14 protein-coding genes are annotated in these 13,124 nt (G+C 34.8%); all 14 read left to right on the top strand.

The genetic code is table 11. From position 1 onward, the window contains the following. Positions 1–14: 14 nt before the first annotated feature. Positions 15–782, top strand: coding sequence for an ABC transporter ATP-binding protein (locus EQM13_RS02985; RefSeq protein WP_255417537.1), 768 nt, complete (start codon positions 15–17; stop codon positions 780–782). Continuing rightward, complete coding sequence (locus EQM13_RS02990) at positions 782–1,495, top strand: ABC transporter ATP-binding protein (protein WP_128751915.1); 714 nt, start codon at positions 782–784, stop codon at positions 1,493–1,495. The genes EQM13_RS02985 and EQM13_RS02990 overlap by 1 nt, the downstream gene beginning before the upstream one ends. A 234-nt stretch (positions 1,496–1,729) precedes the next feature. Further along, a complete protein-coding gene (locus tag EQM13_RS02995; protein ID WP_071139563.1) occupies positions 1,730–1,993 on the top strand; it encodes an HPr family phosphocarrier protein in 264 nt (87 codons plus the stop codon). 98 nt (positions 1,994–2,091) lie between these two features. Further along, positions 2,092–4,968, top strand: coding sequence for a sigma 54-interacting transcriptional regulator (locus tag EQM13_RS03000; protein WP_071139564.1), 2,877 nt, complete (start codon positions 2,092–2,094; stop codon positions 4,966–4,968). A 231-nt stretch (positions 4,969–5,199) separates the two neighbouring features. After that, positions 5,200–5,604 (top strand): PTS sugar transporter subunit IIA, encoded by a 405-nt coding sequence (locus tag EQM13_RS03005; protein ID WP_071139565.1) that lies wholly within the window; start codon positions 5,200–5,202, stop codon positions 5,602–5,604. A 94-nt stretch (positions 5,605–5,698) separates the two neighbouring features. Beyond that, complete coding sequence (locus EQM13_RS03010) at positions 5,699–6,178, top strand: PTS system mannose/fructose/N-acetylgalactosamine-transporter subunit IIB (protein ID WP_071139566.1); 480 nt, start codon at positions 5,699–5,701, stop codon at positions 6,176–6,178. A 30-nt stretch (positions 6,179–6,208) separates the two neighbouring features. Beyond that, on the top strand, positions 6,209–6,967 hold the full coding sequence (locus EQM13_RS03015; RefSeq protein WP_128751916.1) for a PTS mannose/fructose/sorbose/N-acetylgalactosamine transporter subunit IIC: 759 nt from the start codon (positions 6,209–6,211) through the stop codon (positions 6,965–6,967). After that, positions 6,957–7,799: a PTS system mannose/fructose/sorbose family transporter subunit IID gene (locus EQM13_RS03020; protein WP_128751917.1), complete on the top strand. Its 843-nt coding sequence runs from the start codon at positions 6,957–6,959 to the stop codon at positions 7,797–7,799. Before EQM13_RS03015 ends, EQM13_RS03020 begins: the two co-directional genes overlap by 11 nt. Before the next feature lie 18 nt (positions 7,800–7,817). Then, the gene (locus EQM13_RS03025; protein WP_128751918.1) at positions 7,818–8,600 is read left to right on the top strand and encodes a class I fructose-bisphosphate aldolase; all 783 of its coding nucleotides are present in this window, start codon (positions 7,818–7,820) and stop codon (positions 8,598–8,600) included. A gap of 71 nt (positions 8,601–8,671) precedes the next feature. Then, the gene (locus tag EQM13_RS03030) at positions 8,672–9,592 is read left to right on the top strand and encodes a DMT family transporter (RefSeq protein ID WP_071139569.1); all 921 of its coding nucleotides are present in this window, start codon (positions 8,672–8,674) and stop codon (positions 9,590–9,592) included. A 14-nt stretch (positions 9,593–9,606) separates the two neighbouring features. Continuing rightward, complete coding sequence (locus tag EQM13_RS03035; protein WP_128751919.1) at positions 9,607–10,008, top strand: D-sedoheptulose-7-phosphate isomerase; 402 nt, start codon at positions 9,607–9,609, stop codon at positions 10,006–10,008. Positions 10,009–10,101: 93 nt separating this feature from the next. After that, positions 10,102–11,145, top strand: a complete 1,044-nt coding sequence (locus EQM13_RS03040) for a zinc-dependent alcohol dehydrogenase (RefSeq protein ID WP_234958844.1) — start codon at positions 10,102–10,104, stop codon at positions 11,143–11,145. Between the two features lie 119 nt (positions 11,146–11,264). Continuing rightward, positions 11,265–11,726, top strand: a complete 462-nt coding sequence (locus EQM13_RS03045) for an iron-containing alcohol dehydrogenase (protein ID WP_128751920.1) — start codon at positions 11,265–11,267, stop codon at positions 11,724–11,726. After that, positions 11,720–12,889, top strand: a complete 1,170-nt coding sequence (locus tag EQM13_RS03050; protein ID WP_128751921.1) for an iron-containing alcohol dehydrogenase — start codon at positions 11,720–11,722, stop codon at positions 12,887–12,889. The genes EQM13_RS03045 and EQM13_RS03050 overlap by 7 nt, the downstream gene beginning before the upstream one ends. Positions 12,890–13,124 lie beyond the last annotated feature (235 nt).

The raw sequence follows: 13,124 nt of genomic DNA on the forward strand, positions 1-13,124 counted from the left end.
GGATGTGAATGATTATGCTTAAAATAGATAATGTGACTGTAAAATTTGGGGGACTTACGGCTGTCAACAGTTTTAAACTTGAACTGACAAAGGGTGAGATTGTAGGGCTTATAGGTCCCAACGGGGCAGGGAAAACTACTGTATTTAATGTAATCACGGGAGTGTATAAACCGACAGAGGGTAAAATTACTTTTATTAAGGATAAATCGAAAATCAATATTACCGGGTTGAGGCCGGATCAGATATCAAAACTGGGAATTTGCAGAACATTCCAGAATATAAGACTGTTTAAAGACCTTACTGTCCTTGAAAATGTATTTATAGGGAATCATTTGAGAATTAAATCAAATATATTTTCGTCCATTCTAAGATTACCTAACTATACCAGAGAAGAAAGGGAAATGTATGAAAAATCTATGTACCTTCTTGAACGGGTTGGGCTTACGAAGGAAAAGGATGAAAAAGCCTATTCTCTGCCCTATGGAAAACAAAGAAGGCTTGAAATCGCAAGAGCCCTGGCTACGAATCCTTCGATACTTCTTCTTGATGAACCTGCAGCGGGGATGAATCCTCAGGAGACTAAAGAATTGATGAAGTTTATCGAGAGCATTAAAGATGAATTTGATTTAACTATATTTCTTATTGAACATCATATGGAGGTTGTTATGGGGATATGTAAAAGAATACTTGTCCTTGACTATGGCATTTCTATAGCCGAAGGCAGTCCTCGGGAAATTCAAAATAATCCTAAAGTTGTTCAGGCTTATTTGGGGGTGGAATAATGCTGTCGGTAAAGGATCTTCATGTAAGTTATGGTGGAATTAGGGCCTTAAGGGGAATAAACATAAATATTGAACAGAATAAAATAGTTACCTTAATCGGAGCCAATGGCGCGGGAAAGTCATCTGCTTTGAGAGCTATCATGGGGCTTGTAAAAGCCGAAAAAGGAAGTATAAAATATGATGACCGTGAACTCTTAGGAAAAAGTACTAAAAATATAGTTAAAATGGGGATATCTCTTGTTCCGGAAGGGAGAAAGGTATTTTCAAACTTGACTGTTGAAGAGAATTTGATTTTAGGAGCATATACAAGAAACGATAAAGAAACGATTAAAAAGGATATTGAAAGACAGTATGAACTGTTTCCAAGACTTAAGGAGAGATCCTGGCAGAAAGCAGGAACCCTTTCCGGCGGGGAACAGCAAATGCTTGCCGTAGCAAGGGGACTTATGATAAGGCCCAAACTATTGATGATGGACGAACCTTCCTTAGGCCTTGCTCCTTTATTGGTGAAAGATATTTTTGAAATAATAAAGGAAATTCACAGACAAGGAAATACCATTTTACTTGTAGAACAGAATGCTAAAAAAGCATTGGAAATTGCAGACTATGGATATGTTCTCGAGACGGGGCAATTGATATTGGAAGGAGAAGGAAAAGAGCTTCTTAACAACCCTAAAGTACAGGAAGCTTATTTGGGAGAAATGAAAAATTAATTTTTATATAAAAAAATATTATATAGCAAAGGGGGTGATAAAATCATTCATAAATTTGTCATAAATAATATTGTAACAAATGTTGATGAGTATTTGACAAAAGTGTTATATTATTAGATAATAATTTTGTCGATATAATATTATAATAGGTATATTTATAAGGTTTTTTGTTTAAATTTATCAATATTTAGTTTTTAAAATTAATACTATAAAGAATATGGGAGTGATTGTGACATGTATAAACAAGAATTAACATTACAAAATGAAGCGGGGCTCCATGCAAGACCTGCAAGTTTGTTTGTAAGGGAATCAGCAAAGTATAAATCTGAAATATTGGTGGAGAAAGACGGAAAAGAGTATAAAGCTAAAAGTATAATGAGTATACTCAATATGGGAGCTTTTAAAGGAGACAGGATTACAGTTAAGGCTGATGGACCTGACGAAAGAGAAGCAGTTGAAGGGCTGGCAAAGCTTGTAAACGGTAAATTCGGCGAGTAAAAATTTGATAATTTGGGGCCTAACAATTTATTTGTTGGAAAATTAATAATTCCGCTGTTTATTTTCTATCTGATGAGACCTTTGGAAAGGATGAAAACATGACAAGAAAAGAGAAGATTTATAATGCGTTGGTATTGCTTTCAGAAAATATAACCATTGAAAAGATAAAAAAAGGCTTTAAAGGTTATGAGGCTGAAGAAATCGCGGAAATGACGAATATAGACAGATCAAATGTCAGCAGAGAACTAAACTGTTTGATTAAAGAAGGAAAGATTATTAAAATTACAGGAAGGCCTGTTTATTTTATGGACAGGCATATTGTTGAAGATCTATTCAACAAGAATTTTTCAACAAATACGATTTTCAGTTCCTATGATGATTTTATGAATGTTATTTCGAATAAGGATAATAATAAAGATTCAAAGGATCCTTTCAGCAACATGATTGGCTCAAAGGGGAGTTTGGAATTAGCGATTAAGCAGGCTAAGGCGGCGGTGCTTTATCCTCCTAAAGGACTTCATACTTTGATTACAGGACCTACAGGAGTAGGGAAGACTACTTTTGCGGAAATGATGTATAAGTACGCTCTGTCCGTAAGAAAAATAAAGGAAGATGCTCAGCTTGTTGTATTTAATTGTGCAGAATACGCAGAAAATCCACAGCTTGTTTTGTCTCAGCTTTTTGGACATGTAAAAGGTGCTTTTACAGGTGCGGAAAAGGATAAAGAAGGATTGATAGAAAGAGCAAAGGGAGGCATAATACTGCTGGATGAAGTCCATAGATTGACTCCTGAAGGGCAGGAAATGCTTTTTATACTGATGGATAAGAATAAATACCGCAGACTGGGAGAAACCGAAACTTTCAGAGAGGCAAATGTTTTAATAATAGGTGCGACAACGGAGGATATCAATTCGGCTCTTTTGAAAACCTTTTTAAGAAGGATCCCAATGCTCATAAATCTACCGTCTTTGTCCCAAAGACCTATATCTGAAAGATATGAGCTTATAAAATGCTTTTTTAAAGAAGAAGTAAGGAATGTTCAAGTTCCCATAAAGGTCTATAAAAATGTAATGGAAGCTCTTTTGTTATATGATTGCCATGGGAATATAGGACAACTAAAAGCGGATATACAGCTTTTATGTGCCAGGGGATTCTTGGAATACAAAACCTTTGGCAAGAATGAAATAGAGATTGATACTCCTATACTTCCCGATTATATTTACAATGGTTTTCTTAATGGAGAAAAAAGAAGAAACGAAATAGTAAATTTAATGGAATTTGGAGCAGACAATTTTAGTATATTCACGGATTATGAAAAAGAAAAATTTGCTTTAATAGATAATTATCAGATATCGGATAATTTATATCAAAGATTGGCCGAAAAATACAACAAATATTTGGAAGATGGCTATTCATTAGAAGATGTAAATAAGATATTGAGTTCCGAAGTAGAGGAGTATCTAAAAAATTTATTAAACAAATCCGATACGGAAAAGGGAATTCCGGACAAAGAAGAATTGTTCAAGATAGTGAGCCCGAGAGTATACAATGCTGTTAAAGATGCAGCGAGTGTTGCCGAACAAAAATTGAATAGAAAAATCAAGGATAATATTATTATAGGTTTAGCCCTTCACTTTAGTGCATTAATAGAAAAAATTCAAAACGGTAACTTGGATTACAGTGAAGATGTTGAGCAGATAACACTAAATAATCCCCAAGAGTTTAAAATAGCGAAGATAATGACAAAAATAGTTGGAGAGGAGTTAAATATCAATATTCCTTTTCAGGAAGCAGGATTTTTAACTATGTTTTTGGCGACTCTTTCCCAGAGCAGCGGCAGCAGAAAGAAGATTGGCTGCATAGTATTATCTCATGGCGACAGTACTGCCACAAGTATAGCAAAAGTAGTTAATGAACTTCTTGGTGTAAATGTTTGCAGAGCCATAGATATGCCTTTAGATGCAAAGGTCAAAGATATCTTGGGAAAAACTGCAGAGATGGTGAGAAATATAGATGAGGGTAAGGGAGTTGTTCTTCTGGTGGATATGGGAAGCTTAACTGCGTTTTCTGAGATAATAACCCAAAAAACCGGAATAAACACCTATTCTTTTGAAATGGTTTCCACCCCTTTAGCTTTAGAAGTTGTAAGAAAGTGTATGACTCCCGATATGACTTTGAAAAAGCTTATAAAAGAAATGGATTCGGTCTGTCCCTATATCGGCAGAAATGTAGTGGATAATATAGTGGAAGAATTAAATGCTCAGCAGGAAGTTGTTATAACCGTATGTATATCGGGAAAGGGATGCGCGATTAAAATAGCAAATTTAATAGAAAATAACATGCCTATCATCAAGGATAAGAAAATAGAGCTGATTCCTATTGGAATGAGCGAATTTAATGAATGCGTAAGGGAATTGAATAACAAATCCAAGAGAATATTGGCCATAGTGGGTTCTTTAAATCCGGAGGCCGGTATTCCGTTTATCCCTGTGGATGAAATAATAGTAGGCGAAGGCTTAGAAAAATTAAACAAAATAGTACTGGAAGATAAACATTCCGAAAATAAAAACATACAAACCTATTACTCTGATGGAGAGAAAGTAGTTATTGAAAATGAGAAGGATATTTATATAAAAATTTTGGAAAGAACCTTAACGTTCTTAAATCCTGTTAAGGCCTACGATATAGTTAAACAGACTTTTGACTATATAATAGATAAACAAAATATTGAAGCAGATGACAGTATGAAAATCGGCTATATTATTCATTGCAGTTGTATGATTGAAAGGCTGTTAATAGATAGTCCCCTTGTATATAAAAATGTAAGAAAATTAATACAGAAAGAAAGGAAAGATTATGAAATTATCAAACAGTCAATGAAAATCATAGAACAATATTTTGGGCTAATAATTCCTGACACAGAAATAGGTTATATAATAGATTTATTTGACACACATAAGAAAACGTTGGCATAGATATTCTACCATAAAATTTTGAATATAAATATATTTTAAACATTAACACAGAAGCCCCTAATTTAGAATCCTCTTTTATTAACTGAGGGTTCTAAATTTATTTTTTGTGTATTTTATCCCTTTTCTTAAGGGAGTCTTTAATTGACATACAAATTGGTATTAAAATTGCAATTATAATCTGTAAAATCAAAAATCTAATTAATTTTTATAGCATTGGAAAGGCGGGAAGACATGATAGGGATTTTAATAGTTACTCATGGAAATTTTAGTGTGGAATTGCTTAAGAGTGCGGAGCTGATAGTGGGGAAACAGGAAAAGATAAACACTATAAGCTTTAATTACGGAGATAATGTTGAAGTATTACAAAAGGAAATATATCAAAATATAATTTCTTTAGATGAAGGAGATGGAACTCTTGTATTAACCGATGTTTTTGGGGGCAGTCCGTCGAATGCTACTCTATTAAATATGAAGAATTTAGAATTTAGGGCGTTGTCGGGAGTTAATTTGCCTATGCTTTTAGAGCTTTTCTGTTTGAGGGACGAATGTAATGATATCGATATTGTAGCGGAAAAGGTTTTTGATGCAGGGAAGGAAGGTATTAAAGATTTAAACGGAATTATGGCCAGAAGTTAATTTTATATAGAATATTGCAAAGGGGGATTGAATCATAAATTTACTATATTAAATTGATGCTGTTTAAATTAAATGGAAAGGGAGCGGAATATTTATGGCAAATATTGTATTGACAAGGATTGATGATCGTTTAATTCATGGACAAGTAATGACCGCATGGGTTAAACAAACTAAGGCTACAAGAATAATAATTATAGACGATGTCGTCGCAAAGGATGATTTCATGAAAAAAGTGCTTACGATGGCAGCACCACCGGGGATATCTGTCAGCGTTTATAATATCAAAGAGGCAGCAGATGATCTCAAAAATTTTCAGGATTCAAATGGAAGAATAGTAATATTGGCAAAGGTACCCGAAAGCGTAGAAAGAGTTATTAACGAAGGTGTAGACATAAATGAAATCATTGTTGGAGGAATGGGAGCTGCGCCTGGCAGAAAAAAGCTTTATAAAAATGTATCTATTTCAGAATCAGAAAAGGAAACTTTTTTAAGACTTTTGAAAAATGGAGTTAAAGTAACTATTCAGATTGTTCCTGATGAACGCCCAATGCCTATAGAAAAGGCTTTTAAATAAATAGGGCAAAATAAAAAGGAGGGATAATTTATGCAAATCAGCATCTTTCAGGCTATCTTAATCGGACTTGTCTATTATCTTGGAAACGCAACATGGTTGATTGGAATAGGCTATTATACTATGTACAGGCCTTTAGTAAATGGATTTTTCGTAGGATTAATACTCGGAAATCCTGTTTTAGGTACGATGGTAGGAGCTACCATAAACTTGATGTATCTTGGCTTTATATCCGCAGGAGGAGCACTTCCGGGGGATCCGTGCCTGGCAGGTACTTTGGGTACGGCTATAGCGATAGCATCGGGAATAGAACCGGAAGCGGCTTTGGCGTTAGCAGTTCCTATAGGATTGCTAGGTACTTTGATTTGGTTTGCAAAAATGACGGTAAATGCATTTTTCGTTCATAAAGCCGATCAGTATGCAGAAGAAGGAAATACTAAAGGAATAGCTTTTATGAATATAGTTCCGCCTCAAATATTCTTGTTTATTATAACTTTCTTTCCGGTATTCTTCGCGGCCTTATATGGACCGACAGCTATAAAATCGGCAATTGATTTCTTGGGTACAAACGTATTGAATTCTTTAATTGTAATAGGCGGAATGATGCCGGCTTTGGGAATTGCAATGAACTTAAAAGCTATTTTTAAAGGAGATAATAGGATATTTTATTTCCTCGGATTTTTACTGACAGTATATTTAAAATTAGACATTATAGCTGTGGGGTTGTTTGGAGTTGTATTGACTTTAATCTATATGAAATTAAAGAAAGGGGGAAGCGAGGTTGTCAGATAATACTTTAAATAACCAAGATGTTAAAAGAAAACAACTTACAAAAAAGGATTTAAGAAAATCTTGGATAAGATGGATGACGTTTTCTCATTCCTGTTATAACTATGAAAGAATGCAGTCCTTAGGATTTGCCCATTCTATGTGTCCGATAATCAATAAACTTTATGATAAGAAAGAGGACAAGGCAGCAGCTTTAAAAAGGCATTTAGCATTTTTTAATACAGAACCGAATGTAGGTACAATGGTTCATGGGATAACAATTGCTATGGAAGAGGAAAGAGCAAATGGAGTGGAAATATCTGATGAAGCGATAAATTCCGTTAAAACCGGACTAATGGGACCATTAGCCGGAATCGGAGATACAATAACTCAGGGAGTAATAACTCCTATACTTCTTGCTCTCGGAATTGGTATAGCAAAAGAAGGAAATTTGATGGGCCCGATTTTATATACGGTACTTATATCTACGATAATTGTATGGATAAGCTATACCCTTTGGATGAGAGGTTATAAATTAGGCAAAAGTGCAGTAGAACAAATATTGGGAGAAGGAATATTTAATAATGTTATTGAAGGAGCAGGAATTTTAGGATGTACTGTAATAGGCGCTCTTACCGGGAAATATGTAACTTTGTCGACTTCCGTGGTAATGAAGATGGGAGAAGGCCAAGTAGCTCTTCAAGCAGACCTTTTTGATAAGATTATGCCGGGATTATTGCCTCTATTGTTAACTTTGGGTGTATATAAGTTACTTGAAAAAGGCAAAAGTCCAATAAAAATAATGCTTTACATTATATTAATTGGAGCAGTGGGAAGTTTAATAAAAATATTTTAGCATATAGGAGGTAACAAGATGAAAAGAAGACTGAACAATATATTTAAAAGTGACGGAAAGGCTGTAGTTTTAGCTATGGATCATGGGAATGGCATGAGTGTCCTTCCTGAGCTGAATAATCCGGGAGAAATCATTAAAAAAGCTGTTGCCGGAGGAATAGACGCTTTGCTGACAAGCTATGGCATAGCAACTACTTTTCAGAAAGAAATAGGCAATATCGGTTTAATTTTGAGAGCAGACGGAGGAACATCCCAATTAGCTAAATCGACAGATAAAAGTATGGAAATAATTTATCAGGTGGAAAATGCTATAAAAATCGGAGCAGATTCAATGCTGGCAATGGGATTTCCGGGAGCGTCAAATGAAGACATAACTCTAAAGGGTTTAGCAAAACTCATAAATGAAGCCAATAAATATAACTTACCTATTGGAGCGGAAATGCTTCCGCGAGGATTTGAACCCGCAGAAGATTCCAGGACAGGAGACAATTTGGCTTTTGCCTGCAGAATAGGAGCAGAATTAGGTGCCGATTATATTAAAACCGCTTATTCGGGAGACAAGGAATCCTTTAAAAAGGTAGTAGAAGGTTGTTATAAACCGGTATTAGTTCTTGGCGGAGGAGTTTCAAAGAAAGAAAAAGATTTGTTCCAAATGATTAAGGACTCATTGGAAGCAGGAGCAAGCGGTGTGATAATAGGCCGAAATATTTGGAAACATCCGAATCCGGATAAAATATGTGCTGCAATAGCCGCTATTGTTCACGAAAATGTTACAGTAGAAAAAGCAGTAAAAATGATATAAAAAAGAAGGGGATCCGCAAGATTCCCTTCATGAGCTGGTAATATTATAAATTATTTTTAGGAGATTAATCAATGATTGTAAAATCTAAAATAGGAATGGGAGAATCATTATCCTTAGTGTCTGCAGTTTCTTATGCATTATCAAACGTAGTTCAGGCATGGACCATGGCAGAGGCTCCTCTATACGTGGGAGTTGCCCTTAAATCTTTACCTATCTGGATAATTGCTACTATAATTTATATAAAAGGAAAACATGGTGAGAATACAGAGTTTAAAAGGGAGAAGATTTCTCTAAACGCTTTTTTGTTTCTTATTCTCCTTGGTATTTTTTTTCACGTGTTAGGAAATGCCACTTTGATTTCAGCATTGAAATATGGAGGAGTAATTATTTCAACACCTATAATGGGAACTCAGGCAATATGGATTTCAATATTGGCTTATTTTTTCCTAAGGGAAATAATAAATATTCCTATGATTATAGGAATGGTAATTAGTGTATTAGGAACAGTTGTATTAACCTTAGGTAAAAGTAGTTCCAATATATATATTGAAAATTTAAATTTATCGATAATTCTATCTTTAATTACTGCAGTAAGTTTCGCAATAGGAGGATTAATTCAAAGATATTTGCTTACAAGAGAGAAATTGTCGGAGTGGACCGTAATGTTTTACAGTTTGACGTCAGCTCAATTGATACTTTTTGTATTAGTAATTCTTAATGGAAATATGAATTTCTATTTTACAGTTGGTCTGCTTACATTTTTAAAGCTAATGCTAACCGGTATATTTTGTGCCGTAGCAATTATAGCTTTGACAAAGGCTATGGTCTTTACACAAGCAGCCATTGTGACAACAATTGGTTCTCTGCAGACTGCCATAGCACCATTGCTGGCCGCAATTTTTTTGAAAGAGGAAATAAACGGCTTAATGATATTTGGGATTTTGTTGATAATGGCCGGTGTGTATATAGTTCAAAGGAAGAGAGCAGTTTAAGGCGGGAGGTAAATATGGATAATGAAAAGTTTATACTCTTAACATTGGAGGAAAATATAGAAGTCTTAGAAAAAACTAAAAGTACTCTTTCCAAAGACATAATGGGGTTAATAAATGAATTTGAAGAAACATTTGAAAGAGGAAATAAAGTGTTTGTCTTTGGAAATGGCGGATGTGCAGGAGTTGCCCAGCAGATGGCATCGGCGTTTATAGGAAGGTTTAAATCGGGAAAGCCAAGTAGGCCGGTAATTTCTCTTTCTTCAGATGCTTCATTGATTACGGCACTATGTAATGATTATGGGTTTGAAAATATTTATAAAAAACAGGTTGAGGCTTACGTAAAAGAAGGAGATTTGGTTATAGGATTGACAGCAAGCGGAAATTCTTTGAATGTATTAAAGGATACCCAGCGGTAATCCCACATTTATAGAGAATATTATGGCAGAGATTAATTCAATATTATGTAAAACAATTGATTGATTTCTAATTGACGAGGAGGTAATTTTATTATGGAAAAAATGAAAGCAGCGGTTATAACCGGTAAGAAAAAGGCAGAGATACTGGAAATAAAAAAACCTCAGCCAGGCAAAGGCGAAGTTTTAGTAAATATTAAGGCTAATGCTTTATGTACTTGGGAACAAAGAGCTTTTTTAGGAGTAATTGATATGAAGCTTCCTTTTCTTGGAGGGCATGAAATAAGTGGCGTTGTTGAAGAAATTGGAGAAGGAATAGATGAAAAAGAATATAAAATAGGTCAGAAAGTTGCGGTCAGAGCTTTATATTCATGCGGAAGCTGTTATTACTGCAGACAAGGAGAAGAAAATTTATGTATAGGAAAACCGGGCAAAGATCCAAACAAGGAAATCTGGGGCCCAGGCGGACTGGGAGAATATTTGGTTGCCACTCCGAGAGAATTATTTAAACTTCCTGATGATTTACCCTTCGAATATGGGGCATTTACTGAACCCTTGGCTTGCGTAGTAAACAGTGTTGAACGAAGCAAAATAGAACTTGGAAACGATGTGGTTATTATAGGAGCAGGCATAATGGGATTGCTTCATGTGATGGTAAGCAAATTAAAGGGAGCAAGAACAATAGTAAGCGAACCGGATGAAAACAGAAGAAAATTAGCAAAAGAAATTGGAGCAGACATAACGTTTGATCCGACTAAAGAGGATTTAATAGAAAAGGTTAAGAGCTTAACAGAAGGAAGAGGAGCAGATGTGGTATTTAATACTACTGCAATTGCCGCGGTTGCGGGACAAGCAATAAAAGCGACGGGCAAATCGGGCAGAGTCATAATGTACAGTTCTATTCATCCGGATAAGCCTATAGAAGTGAGTCCTAATTGGATTCATAGCACACAGGTAGAAATTATAGGAGCTGTAAGTCCGACTATTGAATCTTTCCAAACATCATCAATATTATTGTCCAAGAAACTGATAAATCCGGAAAAATTAATCTCCGCTAAGTATCCTTTAGAGGAAGCCCAAAAAGCATTTGAACATGCTGTTAGACCGGATTCTTACAGAATAATAGTTACTCAGGAATAAAAAGGATTGTAAGATTAGATGAAGAAATTCATCTAATCTTACAAAAATAAAAAACAGACTACTATATATTTTATTATATATATAAATAAAATAAAAGGATTAAATGATGAGGTGGAGTCATGAATTTTAAAACTTTTAATAGCGCCAATACTATTTTGGGAGAAAATGCTTTAAAATATCTGAACGATATTGAAGAAAAACGCATTGCAATTGTAATGGGAGGAAGAAGTCAACAGAATATAATAGATGATATAATCAGTAATTTAAAAAAATCAGGGAAAGAAAGCAAAGTAGTTGCTAATATAAAAAATGAACCCTCTATGGGTGACATTGTCCAACCCTTAAAGAACGTGATGAATTTTAAACCGGATTGTATATTAGCTTTGGGTGGCGGCTCGGTAATTGACAGTGCTAAGGCTTTATGGATATTTTATGAATACCCGGACCTTAAGTGGGAAGATGTTCTTTTACCAAATCCGGTACCGGTTTTAGGGAATAAGGCAAGATTAATAGCAGTCCCGACTACAAGCGGAACTGTTCATGTCAGAAGCTTATTATGGAAGGAGATGATCCAATGCTAAATTTTAATTATTCTATACCTACAAAGATTTTTTTCGGTAATGGTCAGATTAAAGTTTTGGGAAAAGAAATAAAAAAATACGGAACAAAGGTACTTTTGGTATATGGAGGAGAAAGCATAAAGAAAAACGGTGTCTATGACGAAGTTATAGATCAATTAAAGGGAGAGGATATACCGTTCTGGGAACTAAATGGTGTAAAACCTAATCCGAGAATAGACAGCGTCAGAGAAGGCATAAAAATCTGCAGAGAAAATAAGATAGATTTTTTACTTCCGGTAGGAGGGGGAAGCATAATAGATTGTGCTAAGACTATAGGAGCAGGGTATTATTACGATGGAGATCCTTGGGATCTTGTAATAGGGAAGGGAAAAATAGAAAAGGTACTTCCTATAGGTACAGTGTCGACTATAGCTGCTACCGGTTCGGAAATGGATAATTACGCCGTAATAAGTAATTTGGAAACTAATCAAAAATTAGGTTTGTTTCATGATAATATGTTTCCGAAGTTTTCAATATTGGACCCTGTTTATACTTTTACGGTATCACAGAGGCAGACAGCAGCAGGAACGGCCGATATAATGAGCCATATATTTGAAGTTTATTTCAGCAGAACGGAAGGAGCATATTTACAGGACAGAATGGCGGAAGCTATTTTAAAGACTTGCATTAAATATGGAATAGTGGCAGTAAAGGAACCGAAAAACTATGAAGCAAGGGCAAATCTCATGTGGTCTTCAAGTCTTGCCATAAATGGGCTTTTAAGCTATGGAAAGGAGTCTATGTGGAGCGTTCATCCTATACAACATGAATTAAGTGCTTATTATGATATTACTCATGGGATAGGCCTGGCGATACTTACACCTTATTGGATGGAGTATGTTTTAAATGATGAAACTGTTGATAAATTTGCTGAATATGGAATAAATGTATGGGATATTGATAAAGAAAATGATAAATATGGGATAGCCCGTGGGGCAATAGAGAAAACCAGAGAATATTTCATTTCTTTAGGGCTTCCGTCTACATTAAGAGAGGTAGGAATAGGAGAAGAAAATTTGGAGAATATGGCCAAAAAAGCTACAGATTATCAAGGAGGTACAATAGGTTCCTTTGTTCCGTTAAATTATGAAGATACTTTGGAAATATATAGAAGAGCACTATAATAACTAAATAAAGTTGAATATGCCAAGGAGACGTTTGTGTGAAATCCCACCCCTTTTAAAACGTTCCCTTGGCTTTTTTAATTTTTTTATTGATATAAATTGAAAATTTTCTGTTTTTCTCCTGTTATATCAGGGTATATTATTAAAAATAGGACTGTTTTTGAATTTTTAAATATCAAAAAAGTTGGTGAAATAAATGAGTTGATGTTATATAATTATAAAAAAGGCTTCTATT

This window comes from Acidilutibacter cellobiosedens, assembly GCF_004103715.1.
In the GTDB taxonomy this organism is placed as follows: Bacteria; Bacillota; Clostridia; order Tissierellales; family Acidilutibacteraceae; genus Acidilutibacter; species Acidilutibacter cellobiosedens.